General features: G+C 45.7%; 21 protein-coding genes and 1 tRNA gene. 21 read left to right on the top strand and 1 reads right to left on the bottom strand.

The window, feature by feature from the left end; genetic code table 11:
• Positions 1-24: 24 nt before the first annotated feature.
• The 11 genes from recR (at position 25) to proC (ending at position 7397) form a co-directional block, all read left to right on the top strand.
• Positions 25-630 carry a recombination mediator RecR gene (gene recR / locus HF966_RS02355; protein WP_168676058.1) on the top strand — a complete coding sequence of 202 codons (606 nt, stop codon included), beginning with the start codon at positions 25-27 and terminating at the stop codon, positions 628-630.
• Positions 627-887, top strand: coding sequence for a YaaL family protein (locus tag HF966_RS02350; protein WP_168676057.1), 261 nt, complete (start codon positions 627-629; stop codon positions 885-887). The genes recR and HF966_RS02350 overlap by 4 nt, the downstream gene beginning before the upstream one ends.
• Positions 888-932: 45 nt before the next feature.
• Positions 933-1583: a dTMP kinase gene (gene tmk / locus HF966_RS02345; RefSeq protein ID WP_168676056.1), complete on the top strand. Its 651-nt coding sequence runs from the start codon at positions 933-935 to the stop codon at positions 1581-1583.
• Positions 1583-1912: a cyclic-di-AMP receptor gene (locus HF966_RS02340; protein ID WP_168676150.1), complete on the top strand. Its 330-nt coding sequence runs from the start codon at positions 1583-1585 to the stop codon at positions 1910-1912. The genes tmk and HF966_RS02340 overlap by 1 nt, the downstream gene beginning before the upstream one ends.
• Positions 1912-2832 carry a DNA polymerase III subunit delta gene (locus HF966_RS02335; RefSeq protein ID WP_168676055.1) on the top strand — a complete coding sequence of 307 codons (921 nt, stop codon included), beginning with the start codon at positions 1912-1914 and terminating at the stop codon, positions 2830-2832. The genes HF966_RS02340 and HF966_RS02335 overlap by 1 nt, the downstream gene beginning before the upstream one ends.
• 1 nt (position 2833) lies before the next feature.
• Positions 2834-3709 (top strand): 16S rRNA (cytidine(1402)-2'-O)-methyltransferase, encoded by an 876-nt coding sequence (rsmI, locus tag HF966_RS02330; protein WP_168676054.1) that lies wholly within the window; start codon positions 2834-2836, stop codon positions 3707-3709.
• A gap of 36 nt (positions 3710-3745) precedes the next feature.
• Entirely contained in the window at positions 3746-4477 is a 732-nt protein-coding gene (locus HF966_RS02325) for an acyl-[acyl-carrier-protein] thioesterase (RefSeq protein WP_168676053.1), read from the top strand.
• A 46-nt stretch (positions 4478-4523) separates the two neighbouring features.
• Positions 4524-5516: a UDP-glucose 4-epimerase GalE gene (gene galE / locus HF966_RS02320; RefSeq protein ID WP_168676052.1), complete on the top strand. Its 993-nt coding sequence runs from the start codon at positions 4524-4526 to the stop codon at positions 5514-5516.
• A 132-nt stretch (positions 5517-5648) separates the two neighbouring features.
• A tRNA-Lys gene (locus HF966_RS02315) sits at positions 5649-5721 on the top strand.
• Positions 5722-5937: 216 nt separating this feature from the next.
• Complete coding sequence (locus HF966_RS02310; RefSeq protein ID WP_168676051.1) at positions 5938-6591, top strand: deoxynucleoside kinase; 654 nt, start codon at positions 5938-5940, stop codon at positions 6589-6591.
• Between the two features lie 38 nt (positions 6592-6629).
• Complete coding sequence (gene proC / locus HF966_RS02305) at positions 6630-7397, top strand: pyrroline-5-carboxylate reductase (protein ID WP_168676050.1); 768 nt, start codon at positions 6630-6632, stop codon at positions 7395-7397.
• Between the two features lie 46 nt (positions 7398-7443).
• Here proC and HF966_RS02300 read toward each other — a convergent pair whose 3' ends face one another.
• Positions 7444-8673 (bottom strand): aminopeptidase, encoded by a 1230-nt coding sequence (locus HF966_RS02300; RefSeq protein WP_168676149.1) that lies wholly within the window; start codon positions 8671-8673, stop codon positions 7444-7446.
• A 178-nt stretch (positions 8674-8851) separates the two neighbouring features.
• On the opposite strand from HF966_RS02300, the gene HF966_RS02295 reads away from it, so the two are divergent.
• The 10 genes from HF966_RS02295 to HF966_RS02250 all read left to right on the top strand — a co-directional run bounded on the left by HF966_RS02295 (position 8852) and on the right by HF966_RS02250 (position 18412).
• The gene (locus HF966_RS02295) at positions 8852-9589 is read left to right on the top strand and encodes a GH25 family lysozyme (RefSeq protein ID WP_246586629.1); all 738 of its coding nucleotides are present in this window, start codon (positions 8852-8854) and stop codon (positions 9587-9589) included.
• The gene (locus tag HF966_RS02290) at positions 9586-10587 is read left to right on the top strand and encodes a Gfo/Idh/MocA family protein (protein WP_168676048.1); all 1002 of its coding nucleotides are present in this window, start codon (positions 9586-9588) and stop codon (positions 10585-10587) included. Before HF966_RS02295 ends, HF966_RS02290 begins: the two co-directional genes overlap by 4 nt.
• Positions 10588-10590: 3 nt before the next feature.
• The gene (locus HF966_RS02285; RefSeq protein WP_168676047.1) at positions 10591-11895 is read left to right on the top strand and encodes a DEAD/DEAH box helicase; all 1305 of its coding nucleotides are present in this window, start codon (positions 10591-10593) and stop codon (positions 11893-11895) included.
• A 329-nt stretch (positions 11896-12224) separates the two neighbouring features.
• Positions 12225-13061 carry a helix-turn-helix transcriptional regulator gene (locus tag HF966_RS02280; RefSeq protein ID WP_168676046.1) on the top strand — a complete coding sequence of 279 codons (837 nt, stop codon included), beginning with the start codon at positions 12225-12227 and terminating at the stop codon, positions 13059-13061.
• Between the two features lies 1 nt (position 13062).
• A complete protein-coding gene (gene sufC, locus HF966_RS02275; RefSeq protein ID WP_168676045.1) occupies positions 13063-13869 on the top strand; it encodes a Fe-S cluster assembly ATPase SufC in 807 nt (268 codons plus the stop codon).
• The gene (sufD, locus tag HF966_RS02270; RefSeq protein ID WP_168676044.1) at positions 13862-15031 is read left to right on the top strand and encodes a Fe-S cluster assembly protein SufD; all 1170 of its coding nucleotides are present in this window, start codon (positions 13862-13864) and stop codon (positions 15029-15031) included. The genes sufC and sufD overlap by 8 nt, the downstream gene beginning before the upstream one ends.
• Positions 15021-16256, top strand: coding sequence for a cysteine desulfurase (locus HF966_RS02265; RefSeq protein ID WP_168676043.1), 1236 nt, complete (start codon positions 15021-15023; stop codon positions 16254-16256). The genes sufD and HF966_RS02265 overlap by 11 nt, the downstream gene beginning before the upstream one ends.
• A complete protein-coding gene (gene sufU, locus HF966_RS02260) occupies positions 16234-16674 on the top strand; it encodes a Fe-S cluster assembly sulfur transfer protein SufU (RefSeq protein ID WP_168676042.1) in 441 nt (146 codons plus the stop codon). Before HF966_RS02265 ends, sufU begins: the two co-directional genes overlap by 23 nt.
• The gene (gene sufB / locus HF966_RS02255) at positions 16674-18104 is read left to right on the top strand and encodes a Fe-S cluster assembly protein SufB (protein ID WP_168676041.1); all 1431 of its coding nucleotides are present in this window, start codon (positions 16674-16676) and stop codon (positions 18102-18104) included. Before sufU ends, sufB begins: the two co-directional genes overlap by 1 nt.
• 2 nt (positions 18105-18106) lie before the next feature.
• Complete coding sequence (locus tag HF966_RS02250) at positions 18107-18412, top strand: metal-sulfur cluster assembly factor (RefSeq protein ID WP_246586628.1); 306 nt, start codon at positions 18107-18109, stop codon at positions 18410-18412.
• Positions 18413-18662 lie beyond the last annotated feature (250 nt).

The following is an 18662-nucleotide window of genomic DNA, read 5'->3' as shown; positions in this document are numbered from 1 at the left end:
TGGCTGAGATAGCCTGGTACCATAATGGAATATCCAGAACCAATTGCAAAATTAATCGCGAGTTATACCAAGCTCCCCGGAATTGGTCAAAAGACGGCCACACGGCTGGCCTTTTATACGCTCGGCATGGCCGAAGAAGATGTGATTGATTTTTCCAAAGCATTGGCCTCTGCGAAACACGATCTGACATTTTGTGAGGTGTGTGGCAATATTACTGAAAACACCATGAATCCATGTGTGATTTGTCAGGATACTTCGCGTGATCAGACGACGGTTTTTGTGGTTGAAAACGCCCGTGATGTGATGGCGATGGAAAATACACGCGATTATCACGGCTTGTATCATGTCTTGAACGGTGTTATTTCACCCAGTTCAGGCACAGGGCCAGAAGACATTAATCTACCCAGCCTCATTCGGCGCTTGTCAGAACATCAAGAGATTGATGAAGTCATCGTTGGGACGAATGTGAACGCAGAAGGCGAAGCAACGGCGATGTATTTGGCAAGATTGTTGAAACCAGCTGGTATCAAGGTGACCCGCTTAGCGCATGGCTTAGCGGTAGGGTCAGATATTGATTACGCTGACCAATTAACATTGATTAAAGCAGTACAAGGACGAACAGAATTATGATATTTGGCAAAAAGAAAGTTAATCTGCGACAAACTTATGACCAAGCACTGGTTTTTCAAATTGACAAGGCAAAAATTGATTGGGACACTGCCAGAAATTCTGAAGAAGCTTTGCTAGACGGCCAAGTGAATGTGCGCCTCATTCAAGCACAAACAGCCCTCACCAAAGCAAAATTCAATTACTTATATCGTGAAGCACGCCGGCGTAAAACTGTCGGGCACATGCAAACGCATGTCTTGAAAACGGACCGCATTTAAGATGATTGGCGCGATCATGATCAATCATAAAGGATAGTAGAACACATGACGCAACCCTTATTTATTACTTTTGAAGGCCCTGAAGGTGCTGGCAAGACCAGTGTGTTACAAGCGCTGATTGCCGAATTAAAGCCCCAACTTGGGGATGACTTAGTCACAACACGTGAGCCGGGGGGCAATCCGATTTCGGAAGCCATTCGAGCTATTTTACAGCCAGAAGAAGACAATGGGATGGATGATCGGACGGAAGCGTTGCTCTATACCGCAGCGCGACGCCAACATCTCGTTTCAGTGGTGCTGCCGGCTTTAGCTGCGGGAAAAATTGTCATTTCTGATCGTTATGTTGATAGTTCACTGGCTTATCAGGGTGGTGGCCGTGGGTTAGGTGTTGACAATATCTGGCAAATCAACCAATTTGCCATTGATGGTTTGATGCCTGACTTGACAATTTATTTTGATGTACCGGCTGAAGTCGGCTTGGCGCGCGTGATGGCCAATCGACAGGGCAAAATTGATCGCCTGGACAAAGAAGACTTATCCTTCCACAAAAAAGTTCGGGAAACGTATTTATCACTTCAATCTGACTTTTCTGATAGAATTAAAATAATTGATGCGACCCAACCGTTAACAGAAGTAATTGCAGCAACACGGACATTACTCTTTGAGATCATGGCAACACGAAAGGAGTCATTATGATGAAATTAGTGACAGCGATTGTGCAAGATAAAGATGCAACGAAGTTAAGTAACGCGCTTGTTAAGGCCAATATTCGTGCGACCCGTCTAACAACTTCCGGTGGTTTCTTGCGTTCAGGGAACACCACCTTCTTAATTGCCATTGAAGATGAGCGCGTGCAAGCAACACTTGATATTATTCAAAGCGTTTCTCAGACGCGTAAGCAATTCATGGTGCCACCTGTGAGTCTTGATGCGGGTGGGGAACAAATCGGTGCTTATCCGATTGAAGTCGAAGTGGGTGGGGCGACTGTTTATACCCAAAATATCGAATCATTCCATCAATTTTAATGACACCAGAATTTATCACAATTGCAGAAAAGGTCTATCCAAACCAGATTGCGCATTTTAAACAACTAATTGCGACGAATCAACTGAGCCACCTCTATTTGTTTGTTGGCCCAAGCCAGCCTGAAAAGCTGGCTTTTTCGCGTTATTTGGCGTGGCTGGTCACTGGGGCAGATGCGCGCCATGCCATTCGCATTTTAGCAGACGATCATCCCGACGTGAAAATCACCCAACCTAGTTTACCTAAGAGTGGGACGGGGACAAAGCGGACGTGGAAGGTGGATCAAATTCGGGCCTTAAAGCCAGAATTTGTGACCGTGGCCCAAGAAAGTCAGCGTAAAGTCTTTGTTTTTGATGCGGTCGAAACACTGCAGGCTGAATCTGGGAATGCTCTCTTAAAATTTATTGAAGAACCGGCAGGCCCGCAATTGATGATTATGTTGGCCGAAAATCTCAATGATGTGTTGCCCACAATTCGGTCACGCGCGCAAATCGTGCAATTGTTACCAGAAGTGGCATTAACCACCAATACTGAAGCAGACGACCAATGGCGTAAAACGATGCAACCAGTCTTGTTCAAATGGTTTGAATTGATGATGCAACGCCGGATAGAAGCGTTTGTGTATGTGCAAAGCCAACTCGTGGACGCTTTAAAAGAGGCGACACATCAGCGATTGTTTTTAACCTGGCTGCATGAATTGTCACGCGACACCGTTGTTTATGGCCAAATACCTGATGAACGCCTCCACTTTCCGACATTAGTGGGCTTATATAAAACATTAGCCCAACACTATCGACCGGATCAGCTTGTGCGGGCAAGTGACGTCATTTTTGCTGATGATCGGTTAAGCCAAACCAATGTCTCATTACAAACCCGTTTTGAAAAAATTGTATTAGAAATTGCCATGGCGTTAGGAGAGTAGCATGCAACAACAAAAAAGTTTTGAACAGCGGACAACCGGGACGCTTTATTTGGTGCCAACGCCCATTGGCAATCTCAAAGACATGACCCCACGCGCAGTTGAGATATTGGCAGACGTGGCCTTAATTGCTGCTGAAGATACGCGACACACCCAGCAATTACTCAACCATTTTGAGATTACGACCAAGCAAATCAGCTTTCATGAGCACAATTGGCAGGCTAAAATTCCAGGCTTGTTGGCCGATTTGCAAAACGGTAAAAGCATTGCCCAAGTGAGTGATGCGGGGATGCCGTCTATCTCAGATCCTGGCAAAGAATTAGTCGCTGCAGCGATTGCACAAGGTATCGCTGTTGTCCCAATTCCGGGGGCAACAGCTGGGGTAACGGCACTCATTGCCAGTGGTTTGGTGCCACAACCCTTTTATTTTTATGGTTTTTTACAACGGAAAAACAGCGAGCAACTGACAGAACTGGCCCAATTGGCCACTTTGCGTGATACGACAATTTTTTATGAAGCACCGCATCGCTTGAAGCAGACACTTGAAAACATTCAAAAAGTGATGGGCGATGACCGCCAAGTCGTCTTAGCGCGTGAGCTTACGAAAAAATATGAAGAATTCTTACGTGGCACAGTGGCTGAATTAGTGAATTGGGCTAAGAACAACGACATTCGTGGCGAATTTGTCGTGATGATTGCGGGCTTTACAGGTGAAATCACGCAAGATGAGCCGACCGATGAGGCTGATTTAACGGTGCAAGAAGCAGTTGCCAAGTTGGTAGCCAAAGGGTTGAAGCCAAATGCCGCCATTAAGCAAGTCGCCAAGTCGCGCCAACTGGATCGCCAAGCTGTTTACGCTGATTATCACGGCATTGAATGAAAACAATCGCGCTTATGCGTTCAATAAGGGGGAATTATGCAACCATTTGACATCACGCGCCGCGTTGAATATTACGAAGCTGACATGACAGGACAATTGGCCTTGCCAATGATTTTAAATTGGGCTGTGCTAGCTTCAAAAATGCAAAGTGACGCGCTCGGCGTCGGGCAGGAAGTGCACTTGGCTCGTGGGCTAGGGTGGATTATTTTACAATATGAGGTCACCATTAAGCGTCGGCCCAAAATTAATGAACCCATTAAGATTCAAACGTTTGCGGCTAAGTACAATCCATTTTTTGTGCGGCGACCTTTTGCTTTTTTTGATGCAGCAGGTGACGAGATCATTCGTGTGGATTCAATATGGACGATGATTGACATTGCACATCGGCACATGGCACGCTTGCCAGAAGATATTATTGATCGATACCAAGCAGAACGGGTCAAGCAAATCCCACGCATTCCAAACCCAGAGCAAATCACATCAGCGGAAGTCTATGAAGAAAATGATTATCATGTGCGGTATTTAGATATTGATGCGAATCAGCACGTCAATAATTCGAAGTACTTTGAATGGATGCAAGATGTGATGACCCCGGAATTCTTGGCAACACATGAAATTACGACGATTAACTTAAAGTTTGAAAATGAGATACGGTTGGGACACACCATTCAATCACAAGTTGTCCACCAAGACCATGAGAGCAAACATCGGATCATGATGGGGAACGTCGTGAGTGCCGAGGCGGAATTCAAGTGGCGTGATGCCTAAAAGTGGTGTAAACTGAAGGTAATAAAATTAAAATGAAGAGGCAATTATGTCAGTATTAGTATTAGGTGGGGCTGGATATATCGGCTCACATATGGTGAAAACACTGGTCGAAGCAGGCCGGGAAGTCGTTGTTGTTGATGCGCTTTTTACTGGGCATCGTGATGCGGTACATCCGTCAGCGAAGTTCTATCAAGTAGATATTCGTGATAAAGCAGCTTTGTCAGCTGTGTTTGAACAAGAAAATATTGAACAAGTGGTGCACTTTGCCGCCTTTTCAATCGTGCCAGAATCTGTTGCCAACCCACTCAAGTATTTTGACAATAACACGAGTGGCATGGTCACTTTGCTTGAGGTGATGAAGGATTATGATGTGAAGCAAATCGTCTTCTCATCGACTGCGGCAACATATGGTAACCCAGTGCATATTCCAATTAAGGAAACGGATCCACAAAACCCAATCAACCCTTATGGTGAATCTAAGTTAATGATGGAAAAGATCATGGCTTGGTCTGACCAAGCTGATGGCGTGAAGTGGGTTGCTTTGCGTTACTTCAACGTGGCGGGGGCCGCAGAAGATGGCACCATTGGGGAAGATCACCAACCAGAAACGCATTTAGTACCCATTATTTTACAAGCGGGTCTTGGTCAACGTGAGTACATTGAAATGTTTGGGGATGATTACAACACGCCAGATGGTTTCAATGTCCGTGACTATGTCCATGTGTTAGATTTGGCGGACGCTCACATGCGTGCCTTAAAATATTTGGCAGATGGCAATGATTCGAACCAATTTAACTTGGGATCCGCAACTGGTTTCTCAGTGAAGGAAATGGTTGAAGCCGCTCGTGAAGCCACTGGCGTTGATATTCCGGCTAAAATTGGCCCACGTCGTGCAGGGGATCCTGATATTTTGATTGCCAACTCAGACAAGGCACGTGATGTGTTGGGCTGGGCGCCAAAGTATGACAATGTGCAAGACATTATCAAGACAGCTTGGAACTGGCATCAAAACCATCCAAACGGCTATAACGATAAATAATGTCAGCGAGTTAAAACAGTGCCAGTCATGACTGGCACTGTTTTTTTGATTGTAAACCATTCTTTTTTAGGAAAAGTGTTGCACACAATAAAAATACGTGGTATACTATTTTTTGTTGTGAAAGCGACATATGGACAGTTAGCTCAGTTGGTAGAGCAACGGACTCTTAATCCGTGGGTCCAGGGTTCGAGCCCCTGACTGTCCACTAAAATATTGGCGATACAGAAATGTATCGCCTTTTTTATTGTCTGTTCAGCCTGACGACAAAAAATTAATCCCCCAAAAAACGGCGCTGGGCAGCCAGTGTTGCCAAGGGTTTGTGGGTGAAATAGCGTGAGGGTCGATTTAAATGCGGCTGCTAAACAGGCTGATTTTTGATATACTAGACTAGTACGAAATTGATAACATTAGGAGAACTGGCATGATTGTATTATCAGGCACTATTGGCGCCGGCAAAACAAGTTTAACAGAAATGTTGGCTGATCACTTGGGGTCACAAGCATTTTACGAAAGCGTTGATGATAATCCAATTTTGCCATTGTTTTATGAAAACCCTAAAAAATATGGTTTTCTTTTGCAAATTTATTTTCTCAATAAGCGCCTATCACAAATTAAAGCAGCCCGCGCAGCAGGCGTAAATAATATTTTGGATCGTTCGATTTATGAAGATGCGTTATTATTTCAGTTAACCGCTGATCTCAATCGTGCCACGCAAACCGAAGTTGACATCTACAAATCACTTGTAGATAACATGATGGCTGAAATTGCGGGTGTGGCTGACGTGAAGAATCCCGACTTGTTGATTCATGTGCGTGTTAGCTTTGAGACGATGTTGTCACGCATCAAAAAACGTGGGCGTTCGTTTGAACAAATTGACGAAAATCCCGAACTCTTTGCTTATTATCAAGAACTGAACAAGCGCTATGATGATTGGTTTGAAGCTTACGACCGGTCACCAAAGGTGCAAATTGATGGGGATCGTTTTGATTTTGTTTCAGATGCGGCAGCGCGTGCGATTGTACTTGACATGATTGATAGTAAATTAGCAGAAGTGCATACAACATCACAACGATAGGTCATTTTGACTTGTCGTTTTTCAATAGGAGAATAGATATGGCAAAGTATGGATTTATTGGGACAGGCAACATGGCACAAGCCATGATTAAGGGCTTATTAGCCCAAGGCGTTGTTCCGTCAGATATCGCTGTCGCTTCACCAACAACCGCGGCAAAATTAGCGCAGGCTTGGGGCGTACAGGCCTTGTCTGCGCAACAAGTGATTCAAGCAAGTGACTTGACTGTATTAGCTTTTCTACCGAATCAACTAGCTGATGTGACGGCCAATCTTGTTTTTGAAGATCAACTGGTGGTGTCGGTATTAGCCGGTGTGTCAGTTGACCAATTGGTCACAGCAACTGGCAGTCACCAAGTCGTTCGAACGTTGCCAAATGTCAATGTCGCGATCAATCAAGGGGTGACGGCTTTTGCGACCACGACATTAACGGTGGCAAACCAAGCGATTTTCCATGACTTTTCAACACAACTCGGCACAGCTATTGCGGTGCCAGAAGCGCAATTTGCAGCATTTTCTGCTATCGCTGGCTCAGGGCCGGCTTATGTCTTTAAATTTATCGATGCTTTAGCAAAAGCTGGCGTGGCGAACGGGTTAGCCGATGATTTGGCCACCACGATTGCGACGCAAACAGTTTTGGGATCTGCGCAAATGTTAGCGGCGTCTGGCCAGTCGGCGCAAGTGATGCAAGATACTGTGGCTTCACCAGGTGGCTCGACACGCGCCGGATTAGACGACTTTGACCAGCAAGAATTCGATGCTGTCGTGGCGCATGCCATTCGCGCAACGGTCGAACATAAGCACGCCTAACCAAAAAAAAAACACCGCAAACGCAGTTTGCGGTGTTTTTTGTTAGTTAGGCCCAGTCCCCATGACGGAATACAGGGACAGTTTGGCCATCTTGTGTGATACCGTCGATGGCCATATCAGCTGAGCCAATCATGAAATCAACGTGAACATCTGAAATGTTCCAACCACGCTGAGCTAAGACTTCAGGGGCCTCAGTTTTGCCGCCTTGAATGTTTGAATTATAGGCCGCACCAATGGCAAGATGATCAGAGGCGTTTTCATCAAAAAGGGTATTGTAGAATAAAACACCGCCCTGCGCAATTGGCGATGGGTCAGGCACAAGTGATACTTCACCAAGGGATTGCGCGCCAGCATCGGTTGCGATGAGCTTTTCTAGCACAGCTTGTCCTTTTGTTGCACTTGCTTTCACAATACGACCATTTTCAAAATCAAGGGTGATATTTTCAATGACATTACCTTGATAGGATAGTGGCATTGTTGCTGCGACATGGCCATCAATATGGCGATTATCTGGTGCCGTGAAGACTTCTTCAGTTGGCATATTTGGAATAAAGACATGGCCAGCCTTGTCTTCTGAAAGCGCTGCTTCCCAAATATGACCTTCAGCTAACCCAATTGTAAAGTCTGATTGGGCATTTTGATAATGGAGTGCTTTAAAGTTTTGTGTGTTAAGCCAATCAGCTTTAGCCTTGAGCGTGGCGATGTGTGCTGTCCAGTTGGCGATGGCATCAGAATCATCATCAACACGAACATCTTTAAGAATTTCTTCCCAGAGACGTTCAACAGCAGCTTGGCCTTTGAGATCAGGGAAAACTTTTTCCGCCCAAGCTTGGCCAGCCGCTGCCACCACGAGCCAAGAAATATCATCTTTCATCGTGGCTTCACGCACGCGACCAAGTGCTTTTTGTGTGGCCAATGTATAAGTTTGCAAACGGTCAGCAGGTACGCCGGCCAAACCATCAGGATCTTGTGAAACCAAAGAAATACGCGAAGCATACTTATCCATCAACGTATTGGCTTTGAGGACGTCATATTCAGGGACGTTTTCCAGGCGATCAGTTGGCGCATTGTTCAAAAATGACTTGGCAATGGTTTGATCTGACCATTCCATGACCACTTCACGGGCACCGGCTTCATAAGCAGCAGCGACGATTTGTCGGGCAAAATAGGCTTCATCAACCGCAGCATACAAGATGATGGTTTGCCCAGGTTGGACATTGACACCACGCTTGACAATTAATTCGGCATATTTCGCTAATTTAGTTTCTAATGACATCATTTTTATATGTTAGATGACAGGTATTCTAACACGTTCCTCCATAAAATTTCACAATATAATGATTATCTCATGAAAAAGACTAGACGGCAAGTTGAAGCCGCTGATATGGGACTTGTGATATAACCTTAATGTAATTTGCGGGCGAATTGACGATAAATTTTGTATAATGGATATTATGACGAATAATGCTGCAGTGAAACAAAAAATTAAAACAAATAACCTGTTACTAATCACAACGTGGGTGATTTTAGTAGTTGGTTTTTCAGCGACACTGGCCGTATGGCTACTGTCAAAGCCGGTTGTGATTCACACGGATGCTACGCCGGCTGGCTTTAGTGTCCAAGGTGTGGCAATTAATCAGGCATCTGGCTATGTGGATTACAATAATTTAGCAACGAATGGCATTGATTTTACCTATTTGCGGGCGACGACAGGCACTTCATTTTCAGATGATGGTTATCAATCAAGCTATGATCACGCGCAAGCCGCAAAATTAAAAGTCGGCAGCATCCAAGTCTTTGATAGTAGTGTCGATGCGACGACGCAAGCACAATACTTTATTAGTCATGTGGGGTCGCGTGTTGGACAGTTACCGATTGCCGTGTATGTGACGGATGATCAGATTGACACACAGGCGAGTAAGACCCGTCTGGCAGGGGTAGTTAAGTCATTAGCTGCACATTATGACAAGTCCGTGGTTGTTTATACCACCCCAAGTGTAAAGGACAAATTATCAAAAACACTCCATCAAACCAATTATTGGTTGATTGAAGACAATACCAATGATAAAGCATCGGATAATCAATTTATCCAATATAGTGAAGATCATACCATTGGCACAGGCCTCAAGGCCATTAAGATGCCAACCAGCGTGTTTAATGGCACGACAAAAGAATTCGAGGCGATAAAATGATCAAATTTGGGATTATTGGCACCAACTGGATTACGCAAATGTTTATTGAAGCTGCGCTGAAAACAGAGGCGTATACGCTGACAACAATCTATTCGCGAAGCCAGACGCGTGCCGAAGTTTTTTTGGCCCAATTGCCAGTAGACGACGTGACGCTGGTGACGACACTCAGTGACTTATTTACGGCTGTTGATGTTGTCTATATTGCGTCGCCCAATGCGTTACATTTTGAACAGGCTAAGGCTGCCATTCAAGCTGGTGTGCATGTGATTGTAGAAAAGCCAGCAACCAGTAATCCAACGGAATTTGCTGAGATTGAAGCCTTGTTGGCCCAAAATCCAGATGTACGTTATTTTGAAGCTGCCCGCCACGTTCATCAACCCAATTTTAAGCGCATCGAGCAAACGCTAGGCGAGTTACCACAAGTTCAAGGCGCAACACTGGTTTACCAGAAGTATTCCTCACGTTTTGACGCTTATTTAGCCGGTGAAGAGCCGAATGTATTGACGCGTGAATTTAGCGCAGGTGCGCTGTATGATTTGGGTGTTTATCCGATTTATGCCGCTATTGCGTTGTTTGGTGCACCGCGTGCCGTACAATACTTGCCAACACTATTAGCCAATGGTGCTGACGGCAAAGGTGTTGCTAATTTGTTTTACGATGGCTTTAACGTGACAGCAATTTTTGGTAAAAATGCCAATTCTTATTTGTCGAGTGAAATCTATGGCTTGAAAGAAACTATTGTAACATCTAATATTGCCGAACTTGAGACAGTAACTTATCATGACGGTGAAGGGCACGTGGATAACATCGGTGAAACACCTGATGCTAATCCGATGGTCCAAGAAGCCCAAGATTTCGCCGACATGATCAATGACCCCGTTGGCACCCATGGCCAGTATCGCCAGTGGTTCCAACTTGCAAAACAAGTCAATCAGACCCTTTTTGACTTGCGTTCGTCAGCGGGCATTGTTTTCCCAGCTGACCAGAAAGAAAGTTAATTCATGCCAATTAAACCAGCGCTACAAGCGCAATTTGATCAACAATTTGATGCCCCAACGCCAATCCAAGCAGCCGTCTGGGAAAAACTTGCCCAAGGCGAGAGCTTATTTGGTCTGGCGCCAACTGGTACGGGGAAAACCCTTGCCTTTTTGTTGCCCATGTTGACCCGGATTGACGCACAAGTTAAGAAAACCCAAGTCTTGATTTTGGCGCCTAGCCAAGAATTAGCCATGCAGACAACCGCTGTTGCCAGAGCTTGGGGTGCTTTAGTTGATGTGTCGGTGGCGAGTCTGATTGGTGGGGCCAATGGCCGTCGTCAAGCTGATAAGCTCAAAAAAGAAAAGCCACATATTGTTGTCGGGACGTTAGGTCGTGTACTCACAATGGTTGAAGGTGGCGCATTGAAGTTAAATGACCTGCAAGCCGTTATTTTTGACGAAGCTGATGCGATGTTGACAGATGAACGACATGAGAGTTTGCAAGCTTTGGCTGACCAATTGCCAACACACGTGCAATTGGGGTTGTTTTCAGCGACCTCTGGCGTGGATTTAAAATATGTCGCCGACACATTTTATCAAGAGGTACGCCCCGTTTCTGTCGGGACCGATGCCCCTGCAGCCATCTCACACGAATTTCAATATGTGGATCAAAAAGCTAAGGCTAGCCTGCTGATCCAATTAGCCCGACAGAACCAACAGGCCTTGGTATTCTTTAATACCATCAGTGGTTTAGTGAACATGCAAGCCACATTGCGCCATGCCCATGCTAGTGTGATGAGCATTGGGAGTAACGATAAGCGCCAAGTCCAACGGGCGGATGCTTTACGGTTATTTAAAAAAGGTGAAGTGGCCCTACTTTTGGTAACCGACGTGGCGGCACGCGGGTTGGACATTGAAGACTTACCATTAGTGGTCAATGCGCAACTACCACAACGTAAAAAGACATATATTCATCGTGCAGGTCGTACCGGACGCATGGGCAAGCCTGGACGGGTCTTGAATTTGGGTAATGATCACGATATTCGTAATCTCAAACGTGAATTGGGCGATGAATTTAACTTGGTCAAGGCAGTCAATACATTTGCTGCTTCAAAACCAACGCCGGCTAAGCCAGCGCCAGATTCAAGTCCGGCACAGTCAACCACCCAAGTTCAATCTGCTCATGTTGGACGACAAGTTGCCACAAGCGAGACACCGCAAGCAAGGAAAAAGGTGACAACGGGTCTCCCAGTTGCCGAAAAGCCCAAAAAGAAAAAGCGCCTCAAAGCCAGTAAGGATAAAGGCAAGCCAAGATGGGCTAAAAAATAGGCCGACCATCACTGTTTAAAACCATGCTTTAGCATGGTTTTTTTGATGAGAACGCGCAGTTGTTTTAAAATCAGTTTGACATTTAAATATCAGCGCCCTATAATGAAGCCATAATAAATTTGCATAATGGTTCACAAAAAGGAAATAACATGACAAAGACGCAACAACGCATTCACAAGCTTCTCAGCCTACGACTCATGGGGTAGTAGTAGGCATTTTGATGTGTCTGTCTACTAAAGGTAAGGTTAGTAGACAGTTGGGTCAGGCCATGGACAGGCACCCTAGCTGTAGTGATAGCTAAGGTGCTTTTTATTTTGATTGGGGAAATCATGGTTAAAACTGAAATATTTATTGCCACGCGAAAACGATTGAAGTTATCTCAAGTGGCGTTATCGGCGGGTATTTGTACCCAAGCAACACTGTCCAAATTTGAAAAACACCAACAGATACCGACCATCGACATTATGGGCGCGCTTTGTGCACGGTTGGGTTTAACTTTAGATGATATTTTTAGCCTATCTCCGCCCATGCAATCTCAAGTCAACCAGGGGTGGGCAGAATTACTGGCTGCCTTTGGTCATCAAAATCAGCCAGCATTTCATCGGCTGTCTCAAAGTTTGATGACTGAGACGTTGACGGTACCAATGGTCATTGATTTGATGCTAATGCGTTATTTTGCAGCGGTTTGGTGGCAACACGACTTACGTTTTGCTGCCCAATTGATTGGCGAGATTGATTTGAAACTAGCTTCTGCTCAGCAACAATACTTATTTTATGCCATTACCGTGCATTATTATGTCAAGCAGCATCAGGATGACTTAGCGGCAGCAACGTATCATGATTTAATGCAGCGACAAGCACGTTGGGTCAAAGCACCTTATGGCGTGTTAATGGGGGCTGTGGTGTACTTAATGGCGCAATATCAGTTCGATGTTGGGGAGATGACAGCGGCCACTGAGACAGCGGCGATTGGGATTACAGCTGCGCAAAAACATGATAGCACCGCCTTTGTGGAAAATTTTTTCTGGCTGTTATATGCTGCGGGGAAAGGTTGGCAACAGCCACAATTTGTACGCCAAGAAGTGTTGCTTAATGCCCGACTGCTAGCCAAGCTACACGGCAATAATCAATTATTGCAACTGATGCAACAACGAGGAGAAAAATAAGATGACAACATTACGGATTGAAAATTTACATGTCGCTGTTTCTGGCAAAGAAATTTTAAAAGGCGTGAACTTAACAGTTAAAACGGGTGAAATGCACGCCATTATGGGACCAAATGGCACAGGGAAATCGACGTTGTCTCAAACGATTATGGGACATCCAGCCTATGAAATTACAGCCGGACATATCTATTTAGATGCGCAAGATTTAAGTGATTTGCCGGTTGATGCACGCGCACGGGCCGGCCTATTTTTGGCCATGCAGTATCCTTCAGAGATTCAAGGGGTCACGAATGCGGAATTTATGCGCGCGGCCATCAATGCACGTCGTCCAGAAGATCAGCAGATGGGGATTATGGCTTTTATTGAACAACTGGATGAGAAACGCGAATTTTTAGGGATGACGGAAGAAATGGCCGATCGCTATTTGAATGCTGGCTTTTCGGGCGGTGAAAAAAAACGTAATGAGATCTTACAAATGATGATGATTCAACCCAAAATTGCGATTTTAGATGAAATTGACTCAGGGTTGGATATTGATGCTTTAAAGGTCGTTTCACGTGGGGTGAACCATATGCGTTCCAAGGATTTTGGCACATTAATGATCACCCATTATCAACGCTTATTGGATTATATTGTGCCAGACTATGTTCATGTCATGATGGGCGGTAAAATTGTCAAAACAGGAGACGCCGCTTTAGCTCAAAAACTGGAGGCAGAAGGGTATGCTGGGTTAAGAGATGAATTGGGCTTAGATATTGTTTTGACTGATGAAGACGCTGATCAATATGTGGAGGTTGCACATGATTGATGCACAAACATTACCGCTACCTGATTTTCCTAAAGTGCGTTATTCGGCGTGGCAGTTGGATGCGTTATCGCCAAGTCAGGCCACGTATGAGACGCCGCAATTTTTAACCGACGAATCAGGCATTGAAGTGAGTGGTCTGACAACGACCTATTTAGCCTTATCCGCTGATTTGCAGGCCCAAGGGGTGCGACTAACTAGTCTCATGGCTGCCCAAAAACAATGGCCAGAGTTAGTTGCTGATTTGATGCACCGTGTGATTCCTGCCACCGCAGATCGGTTAACGGCCCAAAACGCTGTGCAGTATAATACGGGCATCTTTCTGTATATTCCGGCCCACGTCGTGGTACCCGATGTCTTACATCTGGTCTTAAATCAGCTAGCCCTGACCGGTGATGATTTGGTCGCGCGCCTATTAATTTATGTGGGGGCGCATGCTAAAGTGAGCTTATTGCAACAACTTAACACCATTGGTGATCAAAAAACCAAGGCATCCGTTGTGATTGAACTCATCGCGGCGGCAGATGCCCAGGTGAACTATGCTAACTTAGATCAGTTTGGCCCCCAAACAACCGCCTACATTAACCGCCAAGCACAAATTAATGACCGAGCCACCGTCGACTGTGCGAATGTGGCCTTTAGTGACGGGCAAGTGTTGACTGAATTACGTAGTCATGCCAACGGCGAGGGCGCCACAACACATGTCTGTGTTAGTGCGTTAACTTATCAAAAGCAAACGCAAGGATTTGTGACGGCCGTCCAAAACGTTGGTCGCCATTCAGTCGGACACATTTTTCAACGCGGCGTCATTTTAAATAAATCAACACTGGTCTTTAATGGTATTGGTCGCATCATCAAAGGGGCAAAAGGCGCCGATGCCCAACAAGAATCACGGGTGTTGATGTTATCACGTCGCGCGCGTGGGGACGCCAATCCGTTATTATTAATTGATGAAAATGACGTCACAGCCGGACATGCGGCCTCAGTCGGTCGGGTGGACGAACAGCAGTTGTATTACTTGATGAGTCGTGGTTTAAGCCAAACGGTTGCCCGTCGATTAGTGATTCGTGGCTTTCTGGGGGATGTCTTGGCAGCGCTCCCCACACCATCAGCACGACAACGGGTGATTGCAGAAATTGAGAGAAAACTACAAGATGAACAGTGAACGCAATGATTTTCCAATTTTACAAGAAACAATGAATGGTCAGCCACTCTTGTACCTTGATAGCGCGGCTACGGCGCAAAAACCTCGACAAGTGATACAAGCCCTGACAACGTACTACATGCACGATAATGCAAATGTGCATCGGGGAATTTATGACCTCTCACAACGCGCCACGCAACAATATGAAGCAGCGCGTGACAAAGTGCAACAATTTATTCACGCCCAGCATCGTGAGGAAATTATTTTTACGCGTGGGACGACCGAAGCAATTAACTGGGTGGCGAGCACTTATGGCGTGGCGCATGTTGGGGCCGGTGATGAGATTGTGATTTCTGAGATGGAGCATCATTCAAATATTGTCCCCTGGCAGCAACTAGCTCAGCGAGTCGGTGCCCAGTTGAAATACATCGCTTTGACGGATGACGGGTGTTTAGACATGGCAGATGCCCAGCGAAAAATTACGGCACGAACAAAAATAGTTGCCGTGACCCACATGTCAAATGTTTTAGGCGTCGTTAATCCAATCAAGGCGCTGGCAGCATTGGCACATGCGAAGGGCGCAGTGATCTTAGCTGATGGTGCCCAATCTACGCCACACATGGCGATTGATGTGCAGGCGCTAATGGTTGATTTTTTTGCTTTTTCTGGGCACAAAATGATGGGCCCGATGGGTATTGGCGTTTTATATGGTAAACAGGCAGTCTTAGATGCGATGCCACCGGCACAATTTGGTGGTGAAATGATTGCCACGGTGACGCAGCAATCAGCGACATTTCAGCCCTTACCTTGGCGTTTTGAAGCCGGTACACCCAATGTGGCGGGGGCGATTGGTTTGGGTGCTGCCGTTGATTATTTAACGCATGTCGGTATGGCACAAGTCGCAGAATATGAACAAGGATTAGCCAGTTATGCGCTGGCCCAATTACAAGCCATACCTGGGGTGATCATTTATGGCCCACAAGATAGCCAACGACATGTGGGCGTGATTAGTTTTAATTTAGCTGGTATCCATGCCCACGACGTCGCCACTGCCCTTGACCAAGAAGGCATCGCTGTGCGGGCGGGGCATCATTGTGCCCAACCGTTAATGGCAGCCCTTCAGGTTGCCGCAACAGTACGCGTAAGCCTTTACCTTTACAATACGCGTGCCGACATTGACCGCCTGATAAAGACGTTAATAGACATAAAGGATTATTTTGAACATGGCCTTACAGCAATTAGATAATTTATATCGGCAAACCGTGATGGCATATGCACAACAGCCGCACCATTTTCACCCTGTCACGCCTGACGATCCCTGTCAAGTAACCAAATTAAACCCGACCTGTGGGGATGTGATCCATCTGGCAGTGACGGTAGCAGATGGCCGCGTTAAAGCCATGCATTTTGATGGGGATGGGTGTGCGATATCAATGGCTTCGGCGTCAATCATGACAGATTTAATGATTGGCCAAACCGTGGGTTCGGCATTGGCATTGGCAGCGACTTTTTCAAAGATGACGATGGGTGAGGCCAAAGATTTATCCAGTTTGGGTGAAGCCAAACTCTTGGCGGGGGTGGTGAAGTTTCCTGCGCGGATTAAATGTGCCACATTGGCCTGGCATGCGCTCACAGCGTTACTCACAGAAACGGAGGAGGTTTAATGGATATTGAACGACAAGAGGCGTTAGCACGCACACGTGAAGCGATTGCAGACGATAAAGCGACGACACTTGGTTTTCAAGATGATTATACGGCCGTTTATTCAACGGGCAAAGGGCTCAATGAAACGATCATTCGCCAAATTTCAGCAGCAAAGCACGAGCCAGATTGGATGTTAGCTTATCGCTTGCAGGCTTATCAAACGTATCTGGCCATGCCCATGCAAACTTGGGGACCGGATTTAAGCGAGATTTCATTTGACGATATTTATTATTACAATAAACCGACGCATGAAAAATATCGCGATTGGAATGATGTGCCGGCGCAACTGAAGGCTACCTTTGAACGGCTAGGTGTCCCCGAAGCCGAACGGCGCTGGCTGGCCGGCTCGTCTGCCCAGTATGAATCAGAAGTAGTGTATCACCGGATGAAGGCCGAATTTGAGAAGACAGGGATTATCTTTACCGACACTGACACGGCCGTACAAGAATATCCAGAATTAGTCCAAGCTTATTTTGGGTCATTGGTCAAGCCAACCAATAATAAATTGGCGGCTTTAAACGCCGCAGTGTGGTCTGGTGGGACATTTATTTACGTGCCAAAAGGGGTCCATGTGACCACGCCGATTCAGTCGTATTTTAGAATCAATACGGCCAATGAAGGGCAATTTGAACGCACGTTAATTATTGTGGATGAAGGCGCGCATGTCGACTATGTGGAGGGGTGCTCAGCACCGATGTATTCAGGGGATGCCTTACATGCAGCGGTGGTTGAAGTCATTGTTAAAAAGGATGCTTATTGTCGTTACACCACCATTCAAAATTGGTCCAATAATGTGTATTCGTTAGAAACCAAGCGCGCGGCCGCATATGAGAATGCCACCATGGCCTGGGTGGATGGAAACTTTGGCTCAAAAACAACGATGAAGTATCCATCTGTTTATTTGGAAGGGGAAGGGGCGCGCGGCACCATGCTATCAATTGCAGTGGCCGGTCAGGGCGTGCAATTAGATTCAGGAGCCCAAATGATTCATCATGCTAAAAATACCTCGTCTTCCATTATTTCTAAATCCATCGCACATGATGGTGGGAAAACAGATTATCGCGGTACCATTAAATTTGGCCGAGAATCCGATGGTTCATTTGCCCACGTGGAGTGTGATACGATTTTGGTGGATGATCATTCTTCGGCCGACACCATTCCTTACAATACGATTCTAAATGGGAATGTATCGATGGAACATGAAGCCAAGGTCTCTCGTGTGTCAGAAGAGCAATTGTATTATTTGATGACGCGTGGGATTTCAGCAGAAAAGGCCACCGAGATGATTGTAATGGGCTTCATCGAACCGTTCACCAAAGCGTTGCCGATGGAATATGCCGTGGAATTGAATCGGTTGATGAAATTTGAAATGGTGGGATCGGTAGGTTAGATATGACAGCAGCAAGTGACGAACAAATTATGACGGCCCTGTCATCCGTGATTGATCCTGAATTACGCATTGATATCGTGAATTTAGGGCTAATTAATCACGTGCACTGTGATGACAAAGGGCATGTTTTGATCAATATGACCTTAACAACAATGGGGTGTCCGCTAACGGCGTTATTGACAGAGATGATTTATGATGCCTTAAAAATTTTGCCAGCAGTGACATCAACCGAAGTGGTGCTGCAGTGGGAACCGGCTTGGACGATTGATCGGATGTCTCGCTATGCAAAAATGGCCTTAGGACTTTAAGTCAGTATTTTATATAAAATTGGCATATTTTTATTGGCTTGGTTGACGCAATGAGGTGTTGGCATTATGATTAATGCATTAAATGAAAAGGAAAAAACTCACATGAAGCAAACTGCAATGATGACGAATCAAAATCAAGTGCTCAGCCTCAACTTGCTCAGATATACCTAGCAAGTTGAGCTTTTAAAGCTGGTTGTTAGGTCATAATCTAACGACTGGTGGTGAAAGCATGTGTGGTATAACGCCCGAA

The organism is Leuconostoc holzapfelii, assembly GCF_012396485.1.
GTDB classification, from domain to species: Bacteria; Bacillota; Bacilli; order Lactobacillales; family Lactobacillaceae; genus Leuconostoc; species Leuconostoc holzapfelii.
Note: the sequence above shows the minus strand (reverse complement) of the source record. Positions and strands in the feature narration are given on the sequence as shown.